Source organism: Amycolatopsis sp. w19 (genome assembly GCF_051373225.1).
Classification (GTDB): domain Bacteria; phylum Actinomycetota; class Actinomycetes; order Mycobacteriales; family Pseudonocardiaceae; genus Amycolatopsis; species Amycolatopsis japonica.
This window is the reverse complement of sequence record NZ_JBPQFM010000046.1, coordinates 1-24,865: the sequence shown is the minus strand read 5'-3', so window position 1 is coordinate 24,865 and position 24,865 is coordinate 1. Positions and strand designations below refer to the sequence as shown.

At 68.5% G+C, this 24,865-nt stretch carries 26 protein-coding genes and 1 tRNA gene; 12 read left to right on the top strand and 15 right to left on the bottom strand.

Translation table 11 applies throughout. The features are described from left to right. Positions 1 to 93: 93 nt before the first annotated feature. Together ACSMFO_RS39680 and ACSMFO_RS39675 are read right to left on the bottom strand one after the other, a co-directional pair. Positions 94 to 255: a BTAD domain-containing putative transcriptional regulator gene (locus ACSMFO_RS39680; protein ID WP_436462482.1), complete on the bottom strand. Its 162-nt coding sequence runs from the start codon at positions 253 to 255 to the stop codon at positions 94 to 96. Next, positions 210 to 563: an AfsR/SARP family transcriptional regulator gene (locus tag ACSMFO_RS39675; RefSeq protein WP_436462481.1), complete on the bottom strand. Its 354-nt coding sequence runs from the start codon at positions 561 to 563 to the stop codon at positions 210 to 212. The genes ACSMFO_RS39680 and ACSMFO_RS39675 overlap by 46 nt, the downstream gene beginning before the upstream one ends. A gap of 179 nt (positions 564 to 742) precedes the next feature. Here ACSMFO_RS39675 and ACSMFO_RS39670 point away from each other — a divergent pair, with 179 nt between their 5' ends. Next, positions 743 to 1,252 carry an RICIN domain-containing protein gene (locus ACSMFO_RS39670; RefSeq protein WP_436462480.1) on the top strand — a complete coding sequence of 170 codons (510 nt, stop codon included), beginning with the start codon at positions 743 to 745 and terminating at the stop codon, positions 1,250 to 1,252. A gap of 61 nt (positions 1,253 to 1,313) precedes the next feature. Then, on the top strand, positions 1,314 to 1,853 hold the full coding sequence (locus ACSMFO_RS39665) for a hypothetical protein (protein WP_436462479.1): 540 nt from the start codon (positions 1,314 to 1,316) through the stop codon (positions 1,851 to 1,853). Positions 1,854 to 1,922: 69 nt separating this feature from the next. Here ACSMFO_RS39665 and ACSMFO_RS39660 read toward each other — a convergent pair whose 3' ends face one another. The 5 genes from ACSMFO_RS39660 to ACSMFO_RS39640 form a co-directional block, all read right to left on the bottom strand. Continuing rightward, on the bottom strand, positions 1,923 to 3,173 hold the full coding sequence (locus ACSMFO_RS39660) for a beta-ketoacyl-[acyl-carrier-protein] synthase family protein (RefSeq protein ID WP_436462478.1): 1,251 nt from the start codon (positions 3,171 to 3,173) through the stop codon (positions 1,923 to 1,925). A 40-nt stretch (positions 3,174 to 3,213) separates the two neighbouring features. Next, complete coding sequence (locus ACSMFO_RS39655) at positions 3,214 to 3,459, bottom strand: acyl carrier protein (protein ID WP_004559006.1); 246 nt, start codon at positions 3,457 to 3,459, stop codon at positions 3,214 to 3,216. Positions 3,460 to 3,527: 68 nt separating this feature from the next. Then, on the bottom strand, positions 3,528 to 4,511 hold the full coding sequence (locus ACSMFO_RS39650; protein ID WP_038510037.1) for a beta-ketoacyl-ACP synthase III: 984 nt from the start codon (positions 4,509 to 4,511) through the stop codon (positions 3,528 to 3,530). After that, positions 4,508 to 5,434: an ACP S-malonyltransferase gene (locus ACSMFO_RS39645; RefSeq protein ID WP_436462477.1), complete on the bottom strand. Its 927-nt coding sequence runs from the start codon at positions 5,432 to 5,434 to the stop codon at positions 4,508 to 4,510. The genes ACSMFO_RS39650 and ACSMFO_RS39645 overlap by 4 nt, the downstream gene beginning before the upstream one ends. Before the next feature lie 514 nt (positions 5,435 to 5,948). Next, a complete protein-coding gene (locus ACSMFO_RS39640; protein WP_436462476.1) occupies positions 5,949 to 7,163 on the bottom strand; it encodes a PucR family transcriptional regulator in 1,215 nt (404 codons plus the stop codon). A gap of 332 nt (positions 7,164 to 7,495) precedes the next feature. Here ACSMFO_RS39640 and ACSMFO_RS39635 point away from each other — a divergent pair, with 332 nt between their 5' ends. Together ACSMFO_RS39635 and ACSMFO_RS39630 are read left to right on the top strand one after the other, a co-directional pair. After that, positions 7,496 to 8,233, top strand: a complete 738-nt coding sequence (locus ACSMFO_RS39635; RefSeq protein WP_436462475.1) for a mechanosensitive ion channel family protein — start codon at positions 7,496 to 7,498, stop codon at positions 8,231 to 8,233. A 203-nt stretch (positions 8,234 to 8,436) separates the two neighbouring features. After that, entirely contained in the window at positions 8,437 to 9,075 is a 639-nt protein-coding gene (locus ACSMFO_RS39630) for a nicotinamide mononucleotide transporter family protein (protein WP_436462474.1), read from the top strand. Here the strand turns inward: ACSMFO_RS39630 and ACSMFO_RS39625 are convergent. After that, positions 9,072 to 10,283: an alpha-hydroxy acid oxidase gene (locus ACSMFO_RS39625; protein WP_360129949.1), complete on the bottom strand. Its 1,212-nt coding sequence runs from the start codon at positions 10,281 to 10,283 to the stop codon at positions 9,072 to 9,074. The two genes, ACSMFO_RS39630 and ACSMFO_RS39625, sit on opposite strands and share 4 nt — an antisense overlap. A gap of 116 nt (positions 10,284 to 10,399) precedes the next feature. Further along, on the bottom strand, positions 10,400 to 13,195 hold the full coding sequence (gene aceE, locus ACSMFO_RS39620; protein WP_436462473.1) for a pyruvate dehydrogenase (acetyl-transferring), homodimeric type: 2,796 nt from the start codon (positions 13,193 to 13,195) through the stop codon (positions 10,400 to 10,402). Between the two features lie 402 nt (positions 13,196 to 13,597). Between aceE and ACSMFO_RS39615 the strand changes: the two genes are divergently transcribed. The 4 genes from ACSMFO_RS39615 to ACSMFO_RS39600 all read left to right on the top strand — a co-directional run bounded on the left by ACSMFO_RS39615 (position 13,598) and on the right by ACSMFO_RS39600 (position 15,678). Next, positions 13,598 to 14,029, top strand: coding sequence for a DUF3052 domain-containing protein (locus tag ACSMFO_RS39615; protein ID WP_016336117.1), 432 nt, complete (start codon positions 13,598 to 13,600; stop codon positions 14,027 to 14,029). Between the two features lie 76 nt (positions 14,030 to 14,105). Further along, positions 14,106 to 14,567, top strand: coding sequence for a peroxiredoxin (locus ACSMFO_RS39610; RefSeq protein ID WP_016336116.1), 462 nt, complete (start codon positions 14,106 to 14,108; stop codon positions 14,565 to 14,567). 38 nt (positions 14,568 to 14,605) lie between these two features. Further along, positions 14,606 to 14,677 (top strand) — tRNA-Val (locus tag ACSMFO_RS39605). A gap of 47 nt (positions 14,678 to 14,724) precedes the next feature. Further along, the gene (locus ACSMFO_RS39600; RefSeq protein ID WP_436462472.1) at positions 14,725 to 15,678 is read left to right on the top strand and encodes a GNAT family N-acetyltransferase; all 954 of its coding nucleotides are present in this window, start codon (positions 14,725 to 14,727) and stop codon (positions 15,676 to 15,678) included. A 401-nt stretch (positions 15,679 to 16,079) separates the two neighbouring features. On the opposite strand, the gene ACSMFO_RS39595 is transcribed toward ACSMFO_RS39600, so the two are convergent. Beyond that, the gene (locus ACSMFO_RS39595; protein ID WP_038510051.1) at positions 16,080 to 16,583 is read right to left on the bottom strand and encodes a carboxymuconolactone decarboxylase family protein; all 504 of its coding nucleotides are present in this window, start codon (positions 16,581 to 16,583) and stop codon (positions 16,080 to 16,082) included. A 13-nt stretch (positions 16,584 to 16,596) separates the two neighbouring features. Here ACSMFO_RS39595 and ACSMFO_RS39590 point away from each other — a divergent pair, with 13 nt between their 5' ends. Next, on the top strand, positions 16,597 to 17,115 hold the full coding sequence (locus ACSMFO_RS39590; protein ID WP_360129936.1) for a MarR family winged helix-turn-helix transcriptional regulator: 519 nt from the start codon (positions 16,597 to 16,599) through the stop codon (positions 17,113 to 17,115). Here ACSMFO_RS39590 and ACSMFO_RS39585 read toward each other — a convergent pair. The 3 genes from ACSMFO_RS39585 to ACSMFO_RS39575 are packed head-to-tail and all read right to left on the bottom strand — an operon-like array spanning position 17,112 to position 19,674. After that, positions 17,112 to 17,531 carry a cupin domain-containing protein gene (locus tag ACSMFO_RS39585; protein WP_436462471.1) on the bottom strand — a complete coding sequence of 140 codons (420 nt, stop codon included), beginning with the start codon at positions 17,529 to 17,531 and terminating at the stop codon, positions 17,112 to 17,114. The two genes, ACSMFO_RS39590 and ACSMFO_RS39585, sit on opposite strands and share 4 nt — an antisense overlap. Before the next feature lie 41 nt (positions 17,532 to 17,572). Next, positions 17,573 to 19,069 carry an AMP-binding protein gene (locus tag ACSMFO_RS39580; RefSeq protein ID WP_436462470.1) on the bottom strand — a complete coding sequence of 499 codons (1,497 nt, stop codon included), beginning with the start codon at positions 19,067 to 19,069 and terminating at the stop codon, positions 17,573 to 17,575. Then, positions 19,066 to 19,674 carry a TetR/AcrR family transcriptional regulator gene (locus ACSMFO_RS39575; protein WP_436462469.1) on the bottom strand — a complete coding sequence of 203 codons (609 nt, stop codon included), beginning with the start codon at positions 19,672 to 19,674 and terminating at the stop codon, positions 19,066 to 19,068. The genes ACSMFO_RS39580 and ACSMFO_RS39575 overlap by 4 nt, the downstream gene beginning before the upstream one ends. Positions 19,675 to 19,737: 63 nt before the next feature. Here ACSMFO_RS39575 and ACSMFO_RS39570 point away from each other — a divergent pair, with 63 nt between their 5' ends. Beyond that, positions 19,738 to 20,229, top strand: a complete 492-nt coding sequence (locus tag ACSMFO_RS39570; RefSeq protein WP_436462468.1) for a DUF1453 domain-containing protein — start codon at positions 19,738 to 19,740, stop codon at positions 20,227 to 20,229. On the opposite strand, the gene ACSMFO_RS39565 is transcribed toward ACSMFO_RS39570, so the two are convergent. Then, a complete protein-coding gene (locus ACSMFO_RS39565; RefSeq protein WP_436462467.1) occupies positions 20,226 to 21,404 on the bottom strand; it encodes an aminotransferase class V-fold PLP-dependent enzyme in 1,179 nt (392 codons plus the stop codon). The genes ACSMFO_RS39570 and ACSMFO_RS39565 overlap by 4 nt on opposite strands. Positions 21,405 to 21,450: 46 nt before the next feature. On the opposite strand from ACSMFO_RS39565, the gene ACSMFO_RS39560 reads away from it, so the two are divergent. Next, a complete protein-coding gene (locus ACSMFO_RS39560) occupies positions 21,451 to 22,080 on the top strand; it encodes a GntR family transcriptional regulator (protein WP_360129918.1) in 630 nt (209 codons plus the stop codon). A 4-nt stretch (positions 22,081 to 22,084) separates the two neighbouring features. After that, positions 22,085 to 22,846: a metallophosphoesterase gene (locus ACSMFO_RS39555; protein ID WP_436462466.1), complete on the top strand. Its 762-nt coding sequence runs from the start codon at positions 22,085 to 22,087 to the stop codon at positions 22,844 to 22,846. A 194-nt stretch (positions 22,847 to 23,040) separates the two neighbouring features. On the opposite strand, the gene ACSMFO_RS39550 is transcribed toward ACSMFO_RS39555, so the two are convergent. Beyond that, entirely contained in the window at positions 23,041 to 24,666 is a 1,626-nt protein-coding gene (locus ACSMFO_RS39550) for a CocE/NonD family hydrolase (RefSeq protein WP_436462465.1), read from the bottom strand. Positions 24,667 to 24,865 lie beyond the last annotated feature (199 nt).

Genomic DNA, 24,865 nt, shown 5'->3' with positions numbered 1-24,865 from the left:
AGTTCCGCGACCTGGCCACCCGCTACGCCAAACGCGCCGCCTACTACCAGGCCGAACTCACCATCGCCGCGATCGTGCTCTGGCTCCAATGACTTACAGGACACGCCCTAGCCGGGCGTGCTCGCCGAGCGCCAGTCCTGCCTCGTTGAGCGCTTCGACGGCGTCGAGCCGCAGCACCGCGAGCCGCTCGGCCTGGTCGTCCAACCATGTCATGCCGGTGACGTCGGCCAGCGGCTTGTCCCGCCACAATGCCAAGGCCTGCCGCAGGCACGTCGCCGTCGCGGCGGGTCCGGCGTCCGCTCGGCCTGCTCGATCAGACGCTGTGCGCTACCAAGATCTGTCGCCGCGTTCAGCACATAGCCGGGAGAACGGGCCACGATCGCATCGCGGTCGCCCAGCATTCCCCGCAAAGCCGAAACGTGGGTCTGCACCGTGTTCGCCGTGGGCGGCCGGGCACCCCACACCACATCGGTGAGCCGATCGACGGTCACGATCTCGCCCGCTCGCAGCGCCAGCACGGCGAGCAACGCCTTGCGCCGCAACCCCCGTACGGGTCGCACCACCGTCGGCCACCACGTCCACCGGGCCGAGAATCCGCACCAGCATGAGACCCCCTCCCGGAGAGTCGCCGCCCGAGGCGAAAACGTTCCGCCGCAGCGCGAGCGCAGTGGCGGCGCAGCACCCCCGGCCACTCTCGACGCGTCGGGCCGCGATCGGCGGCACCAGGAAGGCGAGGGAAATCATGAAGCTCAAGATCATCGGACTGCTGAGCGCCGCGCTCGCGGTGACGGCGCTGGCCGCCCCGCCCGCGGGCGCGGACGCCTACTACCGCGTGCGCAACTACGGCAGCAACAAGTGCATCCAGCCCCACCCGAGTGCCCCGCTGGAGCAAAGGGCACCCGTCGTGCAGATGCCCTGCAACAACAACGCCGTCCAGAAATGGGCGATCGTCCCCAACACGTCCACCACCTTCCGCTTTATCAACCAGGCGAGCGGCCGCTGCCTCGACGTCGAGGGTGGTAACACCAACAGGGCCCCGGTCATCCAGGTGACCTGCAATACGAACAGCGGCCAGCGCTGGGTCCCGCCGGTGGTCCCCAACTCCGTGCCGAAGTTCATCTACTCCAAGGTCGGCGGTGGCAACCCCACCCGGTGTCTCGACGCCAAGGGCGAGACCGCGGATCTCACGCAGATGCAGATCTACGACTGCCAGGACGACCACCCCATGACACTGTGGCTCATCCACCCTTAGACGAACAGGCTGGCGTGACTGTGGTGCGCCGGTGAGGAGAGGGGATCGAATGAGTCCAGCCGTGGCGGCACTTCTCGGAGCCGCAGCCGGAGCGATGGCGGCATTGGTCGGCAGCATCGTCACGAACCTCGTCACTGTACGCAACGAGCGTTTGCGACATGAGAAGGCCGAACACGCGGCTTACCTCGCCGCGCTGAGAGAGCAAGCGGCGGGGGTGTTCTCCGCCATGTTCGCGATCCAGCACGCGATCAATTGGGTGACTTGGTTCGCCAAGCACGACCCCTCGGAACTCGATGAGTCGAGAATTCGATCATACGATGACGAGGTGCACGCGGCGATGCCGAAATGCCTCGGCCTGATGACCATGGTCGCAAGCCTCAACTTGAAGGTGTACGAAGAGATTCAGGCCACTTGCGAGGTGATCTACGAGCTGGATCGCAGGGTCGCGTCGGCACTCCACGACCTTGGCACAGATAGGGAGAAGGCACTTCGCGAGCTGCGCGACCACTGGGAGCATGTCGTCGAAATCGAGTACACACTCCCGCGGCAGGTGGCTCATGTCATGAACGTCGCGGAGTCTAATCGGCCCGGTTTCAAATAGCACCCCGAAATACGTGAAGGCCCCCTTCACCGCGCTAGACGCAGTGAAGGGGGCCTTCACGTACTGAAATCAGGCCGCCGGGGTGAACAACAGCGCCGTGTTGTGACCGCCGAAGCCGAACGAGTTGCTGATCGCCGCGCCCAGCTCCATCTTGCGAGCCTCACCGGAGACGACGTCGAGCTGCACCTTCGGGTCCAGGTCCTCGAGGTTCAGCGTCGCCGGGATGAGCCCGTGGTAGATCGCCAGGATCGTGGCGATGCCCTCGACCGCGCCCGCGCCGCCGACCAGGTGGCCGAGCGCGCCCTTGGGAGCGGTCACCACGACGTGCTCGCCGACGGCGTTGCGGATCGCCGCGGCCTCGCCGACGTCGCCGACGACCGTCGAGGTCGCGTGCGCGTTGACGTGGCCGACGTCGGCCGGGGAGACCCCGGCCATCGTCATCGCCTGCCGCATGGCGGCGATCTGCCCGATGCCCTCCGGGTGGTTGCCCGTGATGTGGTAGGCGTCCGAGGTGATCCCGTACCCGCTCAGCCGCGCGTAGATCCGCGCGTTGCGGGCCTTGGCCCGGTCCGCCCGCTCCAGGATCACGACGCCGGAGCCCTCGCCGAGGACGAAACCGTCACGGTTCACGTCGAACGGCCTGGACGCCTTCGCCGGGTCGTCGTTGCGGGTGGACACCGTCCGCGCCTGGGCGAAACCGGCGAGGGTGATCGGGTGGATGCACGATTCGGCCCCACCGGCGACCACGACGTCGGCCCGGCCCGAGCGGATCATCTCGTAGCCGGCGGCGATGCCTTCCGCGCCCGACGCGCAGGCCGAAGCGGGCGAGTGCACACCGGCACGTGCCTTCAGGTCGATCCCGACGTGAGCGGCGGGGCCGTTCGGCATCAGCATCGGCACGGTCAGCGGGGAGACCTTGCGGAGTCCCTGCTTGTGCAGAAGGTCGTTCTGGGAGATCAGGGTGACCGGACCGCCGACACCGGTACCGATGGTCACCCCGAGGCGCTCGGGTTCCACATCCTGATGCTCGTCGGTCGGCTGCTCGAAGCCCGCGTCCGCCCAAGCCTGGCGGGCGGCGATGAGCGCCACCTGCTCACAGCGGTCCAGCCGCCGGGCCTGAACCCGCGGCAGGACCTCGGACGGGTCGACGGCGAGCATGGCGCCGATCTTCACCGGCAGCTCGAGTTCGTCGACCCAGTCGGCTTCGATGCGGCGGATCCCGCTCGCCCCGGCGAGCAGGCCGTCCCACGTGGACGCGACGTCCCCGCCGAGCGGCGTGGTCGCGCCCATCCCGGTGATCACGACGTCGTTGTTGCTCATTGGAGTCTCCCCAAGGTCGGCGCCAATCAAGAAGTCGGACTTACTTGGAGTTGGCCGACACGTAGTTCACCGCGTCGCCAACGGTCTTCAGGTTCGCCAGCTCGTCGTCCGGGATCTTGACGCCGAACTTGTCCTCGGCCTGGACAGCGATCTCCACCATGGACAGCGAGTCGATGTCGAGGTCGTCCACGAAGGACTTCTCGGCGGTCACGTCGTCCTGCGCCACACCGGCGACCTCTTCGACGATCTCGGCGAGGCCGGCGAGGATCTCTGCGTTGTCTGCCACTGGTTGTTCCCTTCTCGGTGATGCTTTCGGCTGCCCTGCGGACACGGTGCCCGCAGGGGAAGTATTCATCACGGGCAGACGAAGGCCTGGCCCGCGTAGGAGAGTCCGGCCCCGAAGCCCACGGCGAGCACGACGTCGCCCTGTTTCACGGTGCCCGCCTTGCGCATGTGGTCCAGCGCAAGCGGAATCGACGCGGACGAGGTGTTGCCCGAGTACCTGATGTCGTCGGCGACGACCATGTCCTCGCGAGCGCCCTTGGCACGAAGCTTCTTCGCGATGGCTTCGACGATGCGCAGGTTGGCCTGGTGCGGGATCAGGACGTCCACATCGGACGGTTCGAGCCCGGCCAGTTCCAGCGCCTGCAAGGCGATCGGCGCGATCTGCGTGGTCGCCCAGCGGAAGACCGACTGGCCCTCCTGGTAGATCCACTTGTTGTCGCGCATGTAGATCAGGTCGACGTGCTCGCCCGCGCTGCCCCAGGCGACCGGGCCGATCTGCGCGGTGTCGGCCGCGCCGACCACCGCCGCGCCGGCGCCGTCGGCGAAGATGATCGCGTTCGCGCGGTCGACCGGGTCGATGTGGTCGGTCAGCTTCTCGGCACCGATGACGAGCGCCTTCTTCGCGCTGCCCGCCCGGATGAGATCCGAAGCGACGCCGATGCCGTAACAGAATCCGGCGCACGCGGCGTTGAGGTCGAACGCGGCCGGATGCGTGATGCCGATCCGGTCGGCCACCTGCGCGGCGGCGTTCGGGATCTGGGTGGGCATCGTGCAGTTCGGCAGGATGACCGTGTCCACTTCGGACGGGTCCACACCGGCGTCCGCCAGCGCGGCGGTGCCCGCCTTGACCGCCATGTCGACCAGCGACTCGTCCTTCTCGGCGAACCGGCGCTCGATGATGCCGACCCGCTCGCGGATCCACTGGTCGTTGGTGTCCATGATCTTCGAGAGATCGTCGTTGGTCACGATCTTCTCGGGCTGGAAGCTCCCGACACCGAGGATGCGGGTCCCGGCGGCGCCCGGCGCCTGCCGCAAAGTGGATCGGTCGGTCACGAAGCGTCCTCCTGCCCCTGAAGCTTCGCCAGCTCGGCCGGCGTCTTCAGAGCGATCGTGGTGGTCACGGTTCCCTTGAGCTGCCGCTTGACCAGCCCGGTCAGCGTGCCCGCCGGCGGAAGTTCGAGCGTCGAGGTGACACCCGCGGTGACCAGACCGTCCATGGTCAGATCCCAGCGAACCGGGCTCGTGACCTGCTTGACCAGCCGGTCGAGGTACTCGGCCCCGCTGGTGACGACCTGGCCGTCGGCGTTCGACAGCAGCGGACGCGTCGGGTCCGCCGGGGTGATCTTCGCAGCGTGGGCGGCCAGCGCTTCACGCGCGGGTGCCATGTAGGAGGTGTGGAACGCGCCCGCGACCTTGAGCGCTCGGACCTTGGTGCCCTCCAGCGGCTCGGCCACGATCTTCCCGATCGCGTCGGCGGCGCCGGAGGCGACGATCTGGCCGGCGCCGTTGCGGTTCGCCGCGGCGAGACCGTGGCCCTCGAGCCACGCGACGACCTGCTCCGGGTCGCCTAGCATGACCGCGGCCATGCTCGTGGGCTCCAGCGCGCACGCCTTCGCCATCTCGGCGCCGCGGACGGCGGCCAGCGCGACGGCGTCTTCGGGGCTGAGCACACCGGCGATGGCGGCGGCCGCCAGTTCGCCGACGGAGTGACCCGCGACCGGCGTGTCCGCGGCGACCGGGGCCTCACGCTGAAGGTGCTCGAAGGCCAGCAGTGACAGCGCCACGATCAGCGGCTGCGTGATCGCGGTGTCCTGGATCTCTTCGGCGTCCGCTTCGGTGCCGAGGCGGACGAGGTCGAGACCGGCCCGCTCGGACCAGGCTTCGACGCGCGCGCGGGCGCCGTCGAGCTCGAGCCAAGGGGAGAGCATGCCTGGGGCTTGGGAACCCTGACCGGGGGCGAGGACTGCAACTGTCACCCCACTAGAGAACACTCTCGGCCACCATGGTCGTGATGCCGACGCTCACCAAGTCCGGCCGACGTAATTGTCGGAACCCTCCAAAAGCGTCTTCCTGATCTCCGCGCTTAACCCAAAAGCCTTGTCGGGTTCAACCAGCTTTCCCTATGAAGTCCGTCACTGCGCAGAGTTACCAACCGGTTCGACGCTCGGGCCACGGTGACCGAGCGGACGGCACGTGTGATCAGCCGGACGGCACACGCTCGCGGTCGGGGCCCCACCGTGTGTCGTCCACGCAGTCACCCGCGCCGTCCGTCCAGTCACGTGTGTCGTCCACTCAGTCACGTGTGTCGTCCCTCTGGTCACGCGGCCCGACCGCGGTGCCTGAGACGAGGCTGGCTTTGAGCCCGGAGGCCGTCACTCGCGTGATCGGGAGCCGATCTCACGTGATTGGAGGCGAAACTCACGCGAGTTCCGTCTCTGATCACGCGAGTCCCGTGTCCGATCACGCGTGTGCGGTGTCCGATCACGGCCGTCACCAGAGGCCGCGGGCACGGGCCAGCCGCCCGACCGTCAGCGCCACCTTCAGCACCCAGGCGTCCCGCGATTCGGCGGCGTGGCGGCCGGTCAGTTCCGCCGCCTTCCGCAGCCGGTACCGGACGGTGTTCGGATGCACGAACAACGTCCGCGCGCAGGTCTCCAGGACGCCGCCGCTGTCGAGGTAGGTCTCCACCGTCCGCAGCAAGGCCGGGCCCGCTTCTTCGAGTGGCCGCGCGATCTGCTCCACGAGCAGGCGTTCGGCCTCGGGATCGCCGGACAACGCGCGTTCGGGCAACAAGTCGATCGATCTCGCGGGCCGGGGCGCGCCGGGCCAGCCGACGACGGCACGCAGGCCGGAGAGCGCTTCGGTCGCGCTGTGGTGCGCTTCGGCGAGGGTGGGCACCGTCGGGCCGGCGACGACCGGGCCCTCGGCGAAGGCGACCGACAGCTTGGCGAGGATCTCGCGGTCCTTGATGCTGCCGTCGGTGGGACCGGCGACCACCACGACCAGCCGGGACCCCTGCACCGAAAGCAGCACGGGGCGCCCGACCCTGGCGGCGCGGCTGCGGACCTCGAACACGACCGCGGGCGGGTCGTCCGACGTCGGGGTGCCGACCAGCGCGGTGGCGGGCGCGGCCGGATCCCAGCCGAGCGCGGCGGCCCGGGAGAGCACCGCCTCCTCGGCGTCGCCGCGGACGATGCCGTCGACGACCAGCGCCTCCAGCCGCGCGTCCCAAGCGCCGCGCGCTTCGGCGGCGGCCGCGTAGGAGTTGGCGGCGGCGAACGCGATCTCCCTGCCGTAGCGCAGGATCCCCTCGATCAGCGCGGCGCGTTCGGCCTCGTTCGCGGCGAATTCCGGCAGCTGCTCCTCGAACACCTCGATCGCCAGCCGCACCATGCCGACGGCCTGCCGCAGGCTCACCCAGCGGGACAGTTCGGCGGGTGCTTCGCGGAAGGCCTCGGTGGTGAGGGAGAGCGCCTCCTTGGCGTCGCGGAGCCAGTCGACGAAACCGGCGGCACCCGCCTGGGTGATCAGCAGGACGCTCGCGCGCTGGTCGGCGGGGAGGCGGGCGAACCAGCTCAGCCGCTCTTCCATCACCGCCACGCTCGCGCTCGCGAGCCGGCCGGAGGCGTGCTCGAGCCGCCGGAGGGTCTTGGCGGACAGCCCGTGGTGCTTGGGGACACGCCGCCCGGAAGTCGCATCAGCCATGGTCAGGCGATCCTAGTCCGGCGGGCAAAGGTGGCCTTCATCCTGCGGCGGTTCGCCCATGGAGTCCGAAGTGGACGGTAATGGGAGACGAAATTGCGAAAGGTCTCCGCATAAAACTCGAGGCCGCCCGGCGCTCGCGTTTTTCGCTGCGCCGGACGGCCTCGTCTCCCCGGTCCCCACCGGTAGGACAAGTATGGGACTTGTCGATCTTTTCCCGCTAGCTCACTCACTCGATCGTGGGTCGCCGAGTTGCCGGTGCGGTGCTCGTGATCAACGATCCCTCGCAAGCCGCACCGGTGTTGGGCGCGGATGCGCAGAGGAGGGAGTTCGCCGTGGGCGAGCAGCTGAAAGACGGTCTGGGACAAGCATGGAACCTTGTCGCCACCTTCGTGCCGAAATTGATCGGTTTCCTGATCATCCTGCTGATCGGCTGGTTGATCGCGAAAGCCGTGTCGAAGGCATTGGGACTGGTTCTGTCGAAGATCGGTTTCGGCAAGCTCATCGAGAAGACCGGGCTCACCGGAACGCTCAAACAGGCGAATGTCGACGCCGGTGGAATCCTCGTCAAACTCGTGTACTACTTCATTCTCCTGATCGCGCTGCAGCTCGCGTTCGGCGTATTCGGTGAGAGCAATCCGGTCAGCGCGCTGCTCAACGACATCATCGCGTTCCTGCCGCGGATCCTGGTGGCGCTGGTGCTGGTGATCGTCGCGGCCGCCGTGGCGAAGGTCGTCCGCGACCTGGTGACCGGAGCCCTGTCGACCCGGCCCGCGGGACGGCTGCTCGGCACCATCGCCTACTGGATGATCATGGCGTTCGGCATCATCGCCGCGCTCGGCCAGGTGAACATCGCGACCGCGATCACCGGACCGGTCCTGATCACCGTGCTCGCCACCATCGGCGGCGTGATCGTCGTCGGCTTCGGCGGCGGACTGATCAAGCCGGCGCAGGACCGCTGGCAGGGCTGGCTGGCCACTCTGCAGGGGCAGCTGGAGGCCGGTGACGCCAAGCAGGAGGTCCGTTCGGAGCCGCCGACTTCGCCCGTGGGCATCGGTCGCGTAGATTCCTGAGCATCCCGCGGGCCCGGTGATCGAGGAAGGCACCGGGCCCGCGTGGAGTCGAAGGGGCCCATCGCCGCGGAACACGCGGTGAAGGGCCCTTTCGCGTCTCCTCAGCGCCCCTCGAGCCGCCCGCCTGTTCCGCACCTCACACTCACTGGGGAATGGGGCCGGAACGGAGCATGTTGGAGCGGTAGACGGAGAGGGGTGCGGACGTGGACTTCCTGCTGCACAACGGTGTCACGGTGCTCGGACAATGGATCTCCTTCGCCGAGCTGACGGGGCAGATCTTCGCGCTCGCCGTGGTCTTCCTGGCACAACGCCGCACGTTGTGGACGTGGCCGGTCCAGGTCGGCGCCACCGTGCTGTTGTTCTCGGTCTACGTCTCCGCGCATCTCGGCGGGCTCGCGACCAGGCAGATCGCGATCCTCGCCATCTCGATCTACGGCTGGTGGGCCTGGTCCCGCCGCAGCGACCCGGTCTACGGCGTCGTCGTCCGCAAGGGCCGTCTCGGCGAGCGTCTGGCGATGGCCGGCGCGTTCGCGATCGGCACCACCGTGATGGCGCTGGTCCTCGACGCGCTGGACGCCTCGTGGGCGCCTTGGCCGGACGCAGCGATCTTCGTCGGCACGCTGGTGGCCTTCGCCGCCCAGGGCGCGGGTCTCGTCGAGTTCTGGCTGGTGTGGCTGGTCGTCGACGCGATCGGCGTACCGCTGCAGCTCTCGTCGGGCCTGTACTTCTCGGCGGCGGTGTACATCGTGTTCGCCGGTCTGGTCGTGCACGGCTGGTGGAGCTGGAACCGGACGGCGAAGCAGGTCAGCACCGCGCCGTCCGGGGTCTCGGCCGCGGTCTAGCGCATGGTGGCGTGTGAGGGCTTCAGGTCGGCGAGGGTGCGGACACCCAGCAGCTGCATCGTCCGGGTCATTTCGGCGCGCAGGATGTCCACGCACCGCTGAACCCCGCGCTCGCCCCCGGCCATCAGGCCGTAGAGGAACGCGCGCCCGATGAGCACCGCGTCCGCGCCGCGCGCGATGGCGGCCACGATGTCGCCGCCGGACAGGATGCCGGTGTCGACCCACACCTCGGCGTCGCCTTGGATCTCGTCGAGCACCGCGGGCAGCAGTTCGATCGGCGTCGGCGCGCGGTCGAGCTGGCGGCCGCCGTGGTTGGACAGCAGTACCGCGTCGGCGCCGTGCTTGACCACGTCACGCGCGTCGTCGACGTTCTGGATCCCCTTGACCACGAGCTTGCCCGGCCAGGTCTGGCGGACCCAGTCGAGGTCGTCGAAGTTCAGGGTGGGGTCGAAGAGCTGGTTGAGCAGCTCGGCGACCGTGCCGTCGAACTGGCTCAGCGACGCGAAGGTCAGCGGCTCGGTGGTCAGCAGGTTGAACCACCACGCCGGATGCATCGCGCCGTCGACGAACGTCTTGAGGGTGAGCGCGGGCGGGATGGTCAGCCCGTTGCGGACGTCGCGCAGCCGCGCGCCCGCGACCGGGGTGTCCACCGTCAGCATGAGCGTGTCGAACCCGGCGGCCCAGGCGCGATTCATCAGATCTTCGCCCGCTTTGTGGTCGCGCCAGACGTAGAGCTGGAACCACTTGCGGGCCTCCGGGGCGGCCGCGGCGAGGTCTTCGATGGACGTCGTCGCCATCGTCGACAGCCCCATCGGGATGCCGTTGCGCTGCGCGACGCGGGCCACCGCGGACTCGCCCTCGTGGTTCATCATCCGCGTGAACCCGGTCGGCGCGAACGCGAACGGCAGCTCCGAACGCTTGCCGAGGATCTCCTTGCCGGTGTCCACATCGGACACGCCGCGCAGGACGTTCGGGTGGAATTCCACGCTGCGGAAGGCCTGCCGGGCGCGGCGAAGGCTGTCTTCCAGCTCCGCGGCGCCGTCGGTGTAGTCGAACGCCGCCCTGGGCGTCCGCTTGCGGGCGAGCATCCGCAGATCGGCGATCGTGTGCGCGCCCGCCAGCCGCCGGTCGGTCGGGTTGAGCACGATCGGCTTCGGCCGCAGGATCTGCTTCAGCTCACTCGGCTTCGGCAGTCGACGCTTGGTCACACTCGCTCACCCTTTCCGCAAACATCCGATGTCTCACCCTAGCTCGTCCGGTCCCGGACGCAATGAACGGTCCGTTCCTTGCAGATTTCGCAAGGAACGGACCGTTCATGGCAGTGCTAGGCGCTGCCGGAGTCCGACAACTGCGGACCCGCGGCGGCGACGTCGTCGAGACGGTACTTGCGCGCCGCCTCCGCCGCCTTCGACCGGTCGATCTCGCCGCGCTTGGCCAGCGCGCTCAGCGTGCCGACCACGATCGACTGGGCGTCGACCAGGAACTTCCGCCGGGCGGCGGGGCGGGTGTCGGAGAACCCGAACCCGTCGGTGCCCAGCGTCAGCATGTCGGTCGGCACCCAGGGGCGGATGAGGTCCGGCACGGCGCGCATCCAGTCCGAAACCGCGACGACCGGCCCGTTCGCGCCGGACAGCTTCTGCGTGATGTACGGCACACGCGGGGAGTCGCCCGGGTGGAGCAGGTTGTCGTGGTCGGCCTCGACGGCCTCGCGCCGCAGCTCGGTCCACGACGTCGCCGACCACACGGCCGCGCGTACGCCCCACTCCTCGGCCAGCATCTGCTGGGCCCGCAGCGCGTCCGGCATGGTGACGCCGGAGACCAGGATCTGCGCCTCCGGGCCGTCGCCCGACGGGGCGTCCGCGTACTTGTAGAGACCCTTGAGCAGGCCGTCGACGTCGAGGTTCTCGGGCTCGGCGGGCTGCTGGTAGGGCTCGTTGTAGATCGTCATGTAGTAGAAGATGTTCTCGCCGTTGCCGTCCGGCCCGGTCTCGCCGTACATCCGGCGAAGACCGTCCCGCACGATGTGGGCGATTTCGAACGACCACGCCGCGTCGTAGGCCACGACGGCCGGGTTGGTCGCCGCCAGCAGCAGCGAGTGCCCGTCGGCGTGCTGGAGGCCCTCACCGGTCAGCGTGGTGCGGCCGGCGGTGGCGCCGAGCACGAACCCGCGGGCCATCTGGTCGGCCGCCGCGTAGAGGCCGTCACCGGTCCGCTGGAACCCGAACATCGAGTAGAAGATGTAGATCGGGATCATCGGCTCGCCGTGCGTGGCGTACGAGGTGCCGACGGCGGTGAACGACGCGGTCGAGCCCGCCTCGTTGATGCCCTCGTGCAGGATGACGCCCTTTTCGGACTCCTTGTAGGCCAGCATCAGGCTCGCGTCGACCGACGTGTACGTCTGGCCGTGCGGGTTGTAGATCTTGGCCGTCGGGAACATCGAGTCGAGACCGAAGGTGCGCGCCTCGTCCGGGATGATCGGGACGATCCGCTTGCCGATCTCGGAGTCCTTCGCCAGCTCGCGGACGAGCCGGACGAACGCCATCGTGGTGGCGACCTCCTGCTTGCCCGAGCCCTTGCGGATGCCTTCGTAGACCTTGTCGCCGGGCAGCACGAGAGCCTTCGAGGCCTTCGGACGGCGCTCCGGCAGGAAGCCGCCCAGCGCCTTGCGGCGGCCGAGCATGTACTCGATCTCCGGCGATTCCTTGCCGGGGTGGTAGTACGGCGGCAGCTTCGGGTCGCGCTCGAGCTCCTCGTCGCTGATCGGGATGCGCTGGGCGTCCCGGAACAGCTTGAGGTCGTCGAGGGTGAGCTTCTTCATCTGGTGCGTGGCGTTGCGGCCCTCGAAGGACGGCCCGAGGCCGTAACCCTTGATGGTGTGGGCCAGGATCACCGTCGGCTGGCCGTGGTGCTCCAGCGACGACTTGTAGGCCGCGTAGACCTTGCGGTAGTCGTGCCCGCCGCGCTTGAGATTCCAGACGTCGGCGTCGGTGAGGTCCTTGACCAGTTCCTTGGTCCGCGGGTCGCGGCCGAAGAAGTGCTCACGGACGAAGGCGCCGTCGTTGGCCTTGTAGGTCTGGAAGTCGCCGTCCGGCGTCGTGTTCATCAGGTTGACCAGCGCGCCGTCGCGGTCCGCGTGCAGCAGCGAGTCCCACTCGCGGCCCCAGATGACCTTGATGACGTTCCAGCCGGCGCCGCGGAAGTACGACTCCAGCTCCTGGATGATCTTGCCGTTGCCGCGCACCGGGCCGTCGAGCCGCTGCAGGTTGCAGTTGATCACGAAGGTCAGGTTGTCGAGGCCCTCGCTCGCGGCCACGTGGATGAGGCCGCGCGATTCGGGCTCGTCCATCTCGCCGTCGCCGAGGAACGCCCAGACGTGCTGGTCGCTGGTGTCCTTGATACCGCGGTCACGCAGGTAGCGGTTGAACCGCGCCTGGTAGATCGCGTTCATCGGGCCGAGGCCCATGGACACGGTCGGGTTCTCCCAGAACTCCGGCATCAGCCGCGGGTGCGGGTACGACGGCAGGCCGCCGCCCTCGCCGGCGTGCGAGAACTCCTGGCGGAAGCCGTCCAGCTGGTTCTCGGTCAGCCTGCCCTCGAGGAACGCGCGGGCGTAGATGCCGGGGGAGGCGTGGCCCTGGATGAAGATCTGGTCGCCGCCGCCCGAGTGGTCCTTGCCGCGGAAGAAGTGGTTGAAGCCCACTTCGTACAGCGCCGCGGACGAGCCGTAGGTCGAGATGTGCCCGCCGACGCCGACGCCGGGACGCTGCGCGCGGTGCACCATGATCGCGGCGTTCCACCGGATGTAGGCGCGGTACCGGCGCTCGATCTCCTCGTCACCGGGGAACCAGGGTTCGTTCTCGGTGGGGATGGTGTTGACGTAGTCCGTCGACGTCAGCGCCGGGACGCCGACGTGGCGCTCCCTGGCCCGCTCGAGGATGCGCAGCATCAGGTACCGGGCGCGCTGCTGACCACCCCTGGCCAGCGCCTCGTCGAAGGAGTCCAGCCATTCGGCGGTCTCCTCCGGGTCGATGTCGGGCAGGTGCGCCGCCAATCCGTCACGGATGACGCGGACGCGTGCCGGGGTCTCCTTGCCGGAGGCGCCGTCGTTCTGCGGGGCCAAGGGGTCTCCTTGCGAAAGGTGGTAGCTGGTTGTGCTCGTACGCGGGCGTGTTCGCCGTCCATCGTCGTCCTCCGGTTCCGTTCGCGTCACCGCTACTGATCGGTAACGTTCGCGGACCCGATTGCGACACGCCTCGCACGCGCCTGTACTCGCGCGCGCGTTTTCTCTCTCACCCTAAAGCAGGCCGTTCGGAGGTGCCCAGGCGCGCCCGAATTGACCCTGTCAGAGTGGGCTGAATGTCCGTACGCCGCGACACGAGTTGTTCAAGATCCGGTGTGGACGGTTGCGCGGAACGCTTCACCAGTGTTCGCTAACGGGCATCGTGTACCCGAGTGTGGTGCCCGCCCGGTCGATCAGGCCGGCGCGACACCACGCTCCGTCGTAGTTGGAGGAGTGACAGCAGTGGTCGCCGCGGGAGACGCTGATCAGAGCAGCGTCGCCGAAAGGCTCGGGATCAAGCCGGACATGGTGGTCCAGGAGATCGGCTGGGACGAGGACGTCGACGACGACCTTCGTGCGGCGATCGAGGAACAGATCGGCGGCGACATCCTCGACGAGGACGCCGACGAGGTCATCGACGTGGTGCTGCTGTGGTGGCGCGAAGACGACGGTGATCTCGGTGACACGCTGATCGAGGTCCGGACTCCCCTGAACGAGAACGGCGTGATCTGGGTGCTGACCCCGAAGACGGGCCAGCCAGGGCATGTCGAGCCGAGTGACATCGCCGAGGCGGTGCCGCAGGTCGGACTGGCCCAGACGGCCAACATCAGTGCCGGCCCCAAGTGGGCGGGCACCCGGCTGGTTTCGCCGAAGTCGTCCAAGACCAAGCGGTGACTTCGGGAGCCGCGCGATCGACACGATAGGGTTGTCGTCGCAGGCCCCTGTTCGCTCTTGAGAGGAAACCGCCGGTATGGCCGTCGAGGTCGGATCGCAAGCCCCGGACTTCACGCTCAACGACTACAACAAGCAGTCCGTGACGCTGTCGTCCTTCAAGGGTGACAAGCCGGTCCTGCTCGTGTTCTACCCGTTCGCGTTCAGTGGCATCTGCACCGGTGAGCTGTGCCAGCTCCGCGACGAGTTCGCGGACTACGACGGCCAGGGCGTCCAGGTGATCGGCGTGTCCGTGGACACCCCGTTCTCGCTCAAGGCGTGGGCCGAGCAGGAGGGCTACCAGTTCCCGCTGCTTTCGGACTTCTGGCCGCACGGCGAGGTCGCGAAGGCCTACGGCGTCTTCAACGAGGCGGCCGGCCTGGCCACCCGCGGCACCTTCCTGATCGACAAGGACGGCGTCGTCCGGTTCGCCGAGGTCAACCAGCCCGGCGAGGCGCGCGACCAGCAGGCGTGGAAGAAGGCCGTGGCCTCGCTGGCCTGAGTCTTCACGGTGGCACCCGTGCGCGGGTGCCACCTCCCGGGCGCATAGCTCAGCGGGAGAGCACTCGGTTTACACCCGAGCGGTCGTAGGTTCGATCCCTACTGCGCCCACCGAAAATCCGGCGACACCCCGCTCGTGCGGGACTACCTTGAGCCGGATGCACGACCTCACCTGGCGGCCACTCACCCCACAGGACGCCGAGGCGTCGGCCGATCTCCTCAACGCGATGGAGACCGTCGACGAGATCGGCGAGAACTACACGGCGGAGGACACTCGCCAGGAGCTGGTCGACCCGTACGCGGATCTGGACCGGGCGAGTCTCGCCGCTTTCGACGGCGACGTGATGGCCGGCTACATGAAGATCCGCTTCAAGCCGTCCGCGGAGGAGATCCATCGGGTCTTCCTCGACGGGGGAGTCCATCCCGCGTATCGTCGGCAGGGGATCGGCGGCGCGCTCGTTGACGCGGGGGTGGCGGCGGCGAAGGTGGTGCACGCGCTGCACCACCCGGACGCGAAACTCGTGGTCGACGTCAATCGGCCGGAGCGCATCGCGGGCTTGGCCGAGCTCCTCCGGTCCCGGGGGTTCGTGCCGGTGCGCTACTTCCAGCGGATGGAGCATTCGCTCGCGGCCTTGAGCGATCCTGAGATGCCGGACGGGTTCACGGTCGAGCCGTGGTCGGAGCGGAACGACGAGGACTTCCGGGCGGTCCGGAACGCGGCGTACCGGGATTACTGGGGCGCGGTGCCGATGCCCGCTGATCTCTGGCGGAACAAGATCATCAATCAGACTTTCCAACCCGAGGCCAGCTTCCTGCTTCGTGAGGCGGGGTCCGCGGCCGGGATGCTGGTGACCATGTGGTGGGAAGCCGACACGGAGGCCACCGGAGTGCGCGACGCGCACTTCATGGCGATCGGGACGCTTCGGGAGCACCGGCGGCGGGGTGTGGCGAGCGCGCTGATGGGGCACGCGCTGCGGGCCGCCGCCGAGCAGGGCTACGACCGTGCGAGTTTGAACGTGGACTCGGCGGATCCGGCGGGGGCGTTCGGGGTGTTCGAGAAGGCGGGCTTCGTGCCGACGATGCGGTACGTGCGCTGGGCGCTCGAAGCCTGACGTCGCTCGGGAGGCGTGCAAGTACGTGAAGGCCCCCTTCATTGCGCTAGACGCAAGGAAGGGGGCCTTCATGTACTTCGGGGTCCTTCACGGACCTGAGCCGCGTCCTCCCCCCCCGGGAGTGCAGTTAGTCGACTAAATGCGCCCAGACACGTGAAGGCCTCCTTCCCTCGGCTCAGCCGAGGGAAGGAGGCCTTCACGCACCCCCAACACCTGTGGAACGTCTTCGGTTTTCGGCGGTCTGGTCTGCCCCCTCGGCAGGCCAGACCGCCGGTGCGCCGCGCCGCGGGTGGCGAACTTTCGGCTGCACAAGACAGGAGACGGTCGGGACTGCCCAGATACATCAAGATCGGCGGCCATTGGAGTGATCCCGGGCCGCGAGGGGTGATCACGCTGAGCGACTAGGCCCGGATCAGCCGGTTTGCCAGGGTCGACATCGTGTAGGCGCCGATGCCCATGACGACTTCGAGGGCGTTCCGTTCGGTGTATCCGTGCCCGAAGAAGGTCCGCAGGGTCTCGTCGTCGACGGCGCCCGCGGTTTCGAGCACCGCCAACGTGAACTGCCGGATGCCTTCCAGCCGCTCGTCGGGGACGGGCTGCTGCGAGCGAAGCGCCGCGATGACGTCGTCGTCCGCGTGATGTCCCTTCAGCTTGCCGGTGTGGATCTCGACGCAGACCTCGCAGCCGTTGCGGGTCGCCACGGTCATCACGACCGTTTCCCGCGCGAGCGGGTCGAGCGTGGTCCGCTCGAAGCTCGCGCTGAGTTTCAGGAATCCGTCGAGCAGTTCGGGTGACGACGCCTGCCGGGCGACGGCGGTGGGGAGGTGCCCGAACTTCCGGATGGTCGCTTCCATGGCGCGACGTGAGGCTTCGGGCGCGGTTTCGACGGTGTGATCGGTGAACAAGGTTCCCCCTAAGATGGTCAACGTGGTTGACGAAAAGGTAAACCAGGTTGTCGAATCTGGCAAGCAGGTTCGCGAAACTCCCGGCTTCGAGCTGCCGCTCCTGCTGTTCGCGGGCTTCCGCTCGATCATCGACCGGCTGCACGCCGAACTCGCCGAGCAGGGACATCCCCACGCCCGGCCGGCGTACGGCTTCGCCATGCAGGCGATCGGCCGCGAAGGCGCGACGGCGAGCGAGATCGGGCGGCGGCTCGGGGTCAGCAAGCAGGCGGCGGGCAAGACCGTCGACAGGCTGGAGCAGCTCGGCTACGTCGCGCGCGTCGACGACCCGGCCGACGCGCGGCGCAAGGTCGTGCGGCTCACCAGCCGCGGGTTCGACTCACTCGGCCGGTCGGCGGCGATCTTCGACGAGTTGCGCAAGGAGTGGGCGGACACGTTGGGCATCGACAGGGTCCGCGCGCTCGAAGCCGACCTTCGCACGATGGTGCCGTCGGACGGCTTCCGTCTCGACGTCGCCGGCTGGTTCGGACCCTAGAACGGGCAACCCGGATTCGGCGCGTCCTGCGAGAGCGGGCTCCCGTGCGGCAGCACGTAAAGCACCTCCAGCACCACTGGTGTCCGCCCGAGATTCCGTCCGATGTGGACGGTGTCGCTCGGCTCGGTGAAGACGGCGCCCTTCCGGTACAGGCCGTCGAGCCCGCAGTCGGCCGAGTTGTGCGTCAGCGTGCCTGCTTTCACGTACGCGTACAGCTTTCCGTCGTGATAGTGCCAGCCGGTGTAGCCACCGGGCTGGATGACGACCTCGCGCAGCACGTAGTCGGTGTTCCCGACCGTCCGCTGCTCGAAGATCGTCCCGGTCACCCCGGATCCGGGAGTCGCCCCGGCCGTCGCGGGGACGGCGAGCGCGAGGACGAGGGTGGCGAGCAGCGTGGTCACGGACCGCAGGCGCATGAGCGAACGGTACCGCGATCGGCACTGCCCGAAAGGGTCGTTCATTCCGCCCGAAGTGTCCGCCGCAGCATCTTGCCGCTCTCCGTCCGCGGCAGCCGGTCCCGGAAGTCGAACCGGCGCGGCGTCTTGAACCCGGCGAGCTCGGCGCGGCAGTGCTCTTCGAGTCGTTTCGCCAGCGCGGAATCCCCGGTGACGCCCTCGGTCGGCTGCACGACGGCGACGACCCGTCGGCCCCACTCGGGATCCGGCTCGCCGATCACCGCGACGTCGGCGACGTCGGGATGGCTCAGCAACCGCGCTTCGATCTCGGCCGGGTAGATGTTCACGCCACCGGAAAGGATGAGATCCGTCCGCCGGTCGCACAGGAAAACCCGCCCCTCGGAGTCGAGATAGCCGACATCCCCGACGGTCACGAACTCCCCGGATCGCGCGGCGGCCGTCTTGCCCGGATCGCCGTGATAGTCGAATTTCGTGTGCGCGGAACTGAAGTAGAGCATCCCGGCTTCGCCCGCGGGGAGTTCGCGGCCGTCGTCGTCGAGAACCTTGATCCGCACGCCGTCCAAAGGCTTGCCGACGGTGCCCGGTACGGCGAGCCATTCGCGCGCGTGCACCGCCGTGATCAGCCCCTCGGAGGCGCCGTAGTACTCGTGGACGACCGGTCCGAGCCAGGCGAGCATCCGCTCCTTGACCTCCCGGGGGCACGGCGCGGCGCCGTGGATCACCGACGTCAGGCTCGACAGGTCGTGGCGCGCACGCACGTCCTCGGGCAGCCGCAGCAGGCGGTGGAACATCGTGGGCACCAGATGCGTACTCGTCACGCGGTGCTTTTCGGTGAGCCGCAGCGTTTCCGCGGCGTCGAACCGGTCCATCAGGACGAGCGTGTGCCCGAGGTGCAGGGTCGCGGTCGAGAACATCCCGGGCGCCGCGTGGTAGAGCGGGCAGGCGACGAGGTGCACGCCGCGCCCCGGCCGGACGTCCAGGCGTTCGAGGGTGTGCGCGTGGATCGGGTGCAGTGCGGGCGGTTGCCCGGAAAGGGCGCGCCGGACGCCTTTGGGGCGTCCCGTGGTCCCGGACGTGTAGAGCATCGTCTGGCCGGCGGTCCGCCGCTCCGGCGTGGTCGTGGGCAGGTCCGTTCCCCAAGCCGCGTACTCGGCCCAGCCGGGTGTCCCGCCGCGCGAAAACCGGTGCAGGCCGGACAGTTCCGCGGTGCACGTCGCCGCGATGTCCGCGTCCGCGACGGCGACCTTGGCGCCACTGTCGGCCGCGATGTAGGCGATCTCGGCGGGTGAGGACCGGTGGTTGACCGGCGTGAAGTACATCCCCGCCTGCAGGGTCGCCAGCAGGAGCTCGTAGTAGGTGAGTCCATTGTGGATGATCGCGACGACACCGTCGCCCTCACCGAGACCGAGTGCCCGCAAGGCGTGGGTCAGCTGATTCGCCCGCGCCGAAAGCTCGCCGAAGGTGGTCTCGCGGCCGTCGACGTCGATCACCGCGACGCGGTCAGGGTCCTGGGCGGCGATTTCGTAGAAGGTGCTCATCCCGGGCGCCGCAGGGTTTCCAGGTGCCGCCGGAGCACCGCGCGCATCAGCTCCGGTGAAGTCCGGCCCGCCGACACCGCGAGCCCGTCCAGCAGCGCGGCGAGCCGCTCGGTCTCGACGTTAAGGTCGACGTCGGCGAGCAGACCTCCCGCTTCGTCCGCGCCCTCGAGTACCCGGCGGACGAGGAACCGGACTCCCTCGTACATGCGCTTGGCCTCCTCCGCGAGGTCTGGCCGGTTCTTCGCGGCGGCCGAGAACGCCAGCCAGACGTCGGCTTCGGCGCGGGTCTGTTCGGTGAGCGGAAGGAGTTCGCCGAGGAACGCCTCGGTGGCTTCCTGTCGCCGTGAACGTGGTGTCGCGGGGTCGAGCAGGACAGGGATGTGCCCCGCCAGTCGCGCCTCCAGCCGGTCGCCGAGCGCGCGCATGGCGAACACGATCAGTTCGTCGTGGCCGCCGAAGTAATGCCGCACCGAACCGATCGCGAGACCGGCCTCCTCGGCCACGCTCCTGAGCGACGCCTGCGCGAGGCCGTCCCGCTGGATCACCCGGAAGACGGCTTCGGCTATCTCCAGGCGGCGGGCTTCCGGGTCGACGATCTTGGGCACGTTGTCTTTATAGCACGACCTTGCTATTTTATTTGGCACAGTCATGCCATAAAGGGGGGGTTCATGCGGACCTGGTTGCTGATCGCGCTGGTGGTCGCCGCGGTGATCGTGCTCATCGTGCGGAGGCTGCGCGGCGAGCCGCTGGTGGCCCGGGAGGTGTTCGGGGCGCCGGTGATCCTGCTCGGGATCGGTGTCTACGGCTTGGTCAAACTGGAGATCTTCACCTTCACCGACGGACTCTGGCTCGCGCTGGGATCCGCGGTCGGGTGCGGTCTCGGCGCGGTGCGTGCCACCACAACGAAACTGTTCGAGCGCGACGGCGTGCTGTGGCTGCGCTACACCGGCAGGACGTTCGGCGTCTGGGTGCTGTCGCTGCTGGTGAACTTCGGGATCGGGTTCCTGGCCACCACGGCGGGGGCGCATCCCGACGCGCGGCCGGTGACGCTGTCGATCGGCGTCAGCCTGCTGGGGGAGGCGCTGGTGATCGCCAAGCGCGCGAAGACGACGGGGCTGCCGTACGCCCCGCCGTCCGATTCGCTGCTTTCCCGCCGTTAGGCCAGTTTCCCGACTTCGCCGACGAGGAGCGCGATGTCGTCTTCGGTGTTGAAGTAGTGCACCGAAGACCGGACCATCGGCGGCAGTCCGCGCTCGGCGAAGTCGAACTGGGCGGACGTCGCCTCGGTGACGCTGACGTTGATCTTCGCCGCGCCCAGGCGCTGTTTCACTTCCTGCGACGGCGTTTTCGCCACGCTGAACGTGACGATCCCGCACTGCCGCACACCCTGGTCGTGGACATGGACGCCGGGGATCTCGCGGAGCGCGTCACGCAGTTTCGCCGCGAGCGCGGCGACGCGGGCTTCGATGGCGGGCATGCCCCACTCGAGGGCGTAGTCGATCGCCGCGCCGAGACCGTGCAGGGCGGCGTGATCGCGTTCCCAGACCTCGAACATCTTCGCCGTCGGATCGACTTCGTAGCTTTCGGGCGTCGTCCACGCCGCCGAGTGAAGATCGAGCATCGCGGGCTCGACGCGTTCACGCAGCCGCGGGTGCGCGTAGAGGAATCCGGTGCCGCGCGGTCCGCGCAGGTACTTGCGGCCGGTCACGCTGAGCGCGTCGCAGTTCAGGCGCGCGACGTCGAGGTCGATCTGGCCGGCGCTCTGGCACGCGTCCAGCAGGAACGGGATCCCGGCCGCCCTGGCCACAGCGCCGATCTCCTCGGCAGGGTTCACCAGCCCGCCCTGGGTCGGCACATGCGAGACGGCGATCAGCTTGACGTCGCCGTCGATGCGGCGCTTGAGGTCCTCGACGTCCAGTTGCCCGGACTCGTCGTTGTCGACCACCTCGACGACGGCGCCGGTGCGCTTCGCGATCTGCAGGAAGGAGATGACATTGCTCGCGTACTCGGATTTCGCCGTCAGGATCCGGTCTCCGGCGGCGAACGGCAGCGCGTAGAAGATCGCCTGCCAGGAGCGGGTCGCGTTGTCGGTCAAGGCGATGTCGTCGGGGTCGGCGCCGACGAGCCGGGCGGCCGACGCGTAGACGCCGTTCATCCGCTCCACGGTCGCCGCGGCCTGCTCGTATCCGCCGATCAGGGCCTCTTCGCGCAGATAGTCGACGACGGTGTCGGTCACCCGTGCGGGCGGCAGCGACGATCCGGCGTTGTTGAGATGGACCACCTCCGCACAGCCCGGGGTTTCGGTGCGAGCGCGGTGCACATCGAAGTCCGTCATGCCTAACTGAATACAGTACGGCCGAAGTGCATGCAATACTGCACCGATGACGAGGAACCTGCTCCGCCGCGACCTCGCGGAGGAGATCACCGCTCGCGTGCTCGACGGCCGGATCGCCGCGGACAGCCGCATCAACGAGGTGCACCTCGCCCGCGAGCTGGGCGTCAGCCGCACCCCGTTGCGCGAAGCGCTGATCGGGCTGGCCGATCGCGGTCTGCTCGTCTCGGCGCCGAACCGGGGCTTCCTCGTGCCGCCGTTCGATCCGGACGAGGCCCGGCAGCTGTACCCGCTCGTCGCGGAGCTGGAATCGCTCGCGTTGCGCTGGAGTTCGCCGCAGGACCTCGCCGGGCTCACCGGCGGCCTGGACCGGATCGCCGACGAGATGGCCGAGGAACTCGGGCGTCAGGGGGATCTGTCCACTTTGGATGATCGATGGCACGCGCTGCTCGTCTCGCGGTGCACGAATCCGCATCTGCTGCGGTTGCTGGAGCAGACGAAGCCGCTGCTGAAACGCTACGACGCGCGCTATTTCGGTGGCGTCGAGCGTTCGAGGGAGAGTATCGATGAGCACCACCGGATCGCCGAGGCGATCCGCGCCGCGGACGTCGAGGCGGCCGTCGGGCTGCTCGGGCGGAACTGGGTGAAAACGTTGGCATATCTGGAAGACATGGGGTGACACGATGTTCGTGACGGCACATCTGAGCGACAACCATCTCGACGGCGGCGACCGCGCCGACGAACGGACGGCGCGGGTCATGCGGTACCTGGAGGGCCTGGCGACACCGGTCGACGCGATCCTCGTGACCGGTGACATCTCCGACCACGGCACCGTCGAGGAGTACCGGCGCGCGGCCGAGCTCTTCAAGACCGATACCCCGCTGTTCACCTGCCCAGGCAATCACGACAAACGTGGCCCGTTCAGGGAAGGGCTGCTCGGGCAGGCACCGGACGAATCCCCGGTCAACGTGGCGCACACCGTCGGCGACGTCACGTTCGTCATGGCCGATTCGAGTATCCCGGGCAAACCGGACGGGCAGTTCGACGACGAGACCATGGCCTGGCTGGACAGCGTCCTCTCCGACGGAGACGGCCCCGCCTTCATCGCCTTCCACCACCCGCCGGTCCCGCTCGGCCTGCCTCTGGTGGACGCGATGCGCCAGTACGGCGAGGACAAGCTGGCCGAAGTGCTCGCGCGCCATCCGCGCGTGGCCGCCCTGCTCTGCGGGCACGTCCACACCGCGGCGTCGACGACGTTCGCCGGCGTGCCGCTGCGGTCGGCGCCCTCGGTCGGGTCGAGCATCCTGTTCCCGTGGGAGGAGAACGGTCTCCGGCACTGGAGCGAAGGCGGCCCGATCGACTACGACCTGCCGCCGTCGCTGCTGTTCCACGTGCTGCACGACGACGGCAGGCTGACCACGCACCAGCGGGTCGTGCCTGCCTGAACACACGCTCGCGGCCGAGGTGGGGCGAAGTGGCGTGTTGCGAAAGCCACTTTCGCAACCTTCAACGTTGCGAAAGTGGCTTTCGCAACGTCCGTGGCGGCGGGAAGCGGGCCTTCACGCGCCTGGCCCGTGAGCAGCCGCAGCCAGAATCCGGTAGGTACCTGAGGCACCCTTGGCTTGACCCGAACCGCCACTCACGACCCGGCGAACACCGGCAGCGTGATCCGGGACGGGTGCGCGGGGTCGTGGAAGATCTCGAACCGCGCGGGCTTCCCGTCCACCGCGCTGAACACCGGTTCGTCGGTGCCGTGGTTGCGGGCGAAGCGAGGGAACGCTCCGCCCGCGACCTGCACCCGCAGCCGGTGGCCGCGCCGGAACCGGTAGGCCGTCGGGTCGAGCAGGATCTCGGCCGCGACCACACCGTCCACATCGGACCCCGGACCGCCGGGGCGCAGGCGGAGGACGCCGTCGGTGACATTGCGGGAGACACCGCGACGGTCCACATCGCACAGCCGGACGAACACGTCGCCGTGCCCGAGGTCGGTCCGGACGTGCACCAGTGCGGAGATCTCGCCGATGACGTCGAGATCGCGCTCCAGCACGTCACCGGTGAAGAGGAGCAGGTCCCGCCGCTCTTCGACTTCCTTGTTGTCCTGTTGTTTTTGCACGCCCGACAGCAACGGGCCGCCGACGGTCGGCGTGGGATCGGCCGGATCGAAGGTGAACGTTCCCGGCTTCGACTCGACGGGTTCGGCGACGGAAAGCCCGCCAGGGCGCAGGAAGTACGGGGTGGCGTCGGATTCGGGCGGCCAGCATTCGAAGTCCAGCCAGCGTCCGGAGCCCTGGAGGTACAGGCGCACGGGCGACTGCCTCAGCGGCGCGCGATCGCCGAGGAGATGCGCGGAGAGGAAGCCGATCTGGTCGGTGATCAGGGTTTTCAGGCTGGCGGGCTCACCGTGCGCCCACGGTCCGATGGTGATCCGCGGTTCGCGTCCGGCCGCGGCGAGCTCCTTGAAATCGCGCAGCTGGGCTGAGATGAACAGGTCGTACCAGCCGGTCACCATGCTCACCGGTGTCCGCAGGGCGGCGACCTCGGCGCTGTGGTCCGACGGCGCCCAGAAATCGTCGCCGGGTTCGGCGTGCCGGGAGACGTCCTGCAGGAACCGCACCTGTTCGCCGATGGCCGCGACGTCCGCGCCGGAAACCGGCAGATGTGCCATGGCCCGGCGGGTCTTCTTCGTCTGCCAGGGATTCGGCAGACCGGCGAACCGGCCTTCCTGCCGTCCGATCAGCGCCGACCACGACACCATGTTGTCGACCGCGAGGATCCCGCCGGGATAGAAGGTCGAGACGAATTCCGACGCGGTGACACCGAGGCAAAGCGCTTCGAGCGGCTCGTCGAGGTACGGCGCGACGGCCCATTGCGTATGGCCGAGGTAGCTCGCGCCCGCCATCGCGACCCGGCCGTCGCACCACGGCTGTGCACGCAGCCAGGCGACGGTGGCGAGGCCGTCCTCCTTCTCCAGGTGGAACGGCCGGAATTCGCCGCCTGAGCCGAAGGTCCCGCGAGTGCTCTGGAGGACCACCTGCAGCCCGTGCCGGGCGAACGTCTCGCCGAAGATCTTGCCCATCACGCCCTTGCGGCCGTACGGCGTGCGGATCAGCACGACCGGCCGGGGCTCGTCGCCCGGAACGGCGTAGCGATCCGCCAGCAGCCGGACGCCGTCGGGCATCGGGACGGGGATCGCCTTGGTCACCGAGGGGGCGGGGCCCTCGGCGGGTGGGAGGCCGAGGTACCGGTCGAGAAGTCGGTCGAGCACGCGGGCCGCCTTTCGTGCGGAGGATCACCTTCCGCTTACGACCGTACCCGCATGTCATGAAAGTGGCTTTCAGGACGAAAAATGTCCTGAAAGCCACAGTGATGATGATGTGTGTGGATGGAGTTCTGGCGGGGTCTGGCTCGGAAAGCCACTGACGCCCTGGTTGGGGTTGTCTTGTGAAAGATCTGCCGGCTCGTGC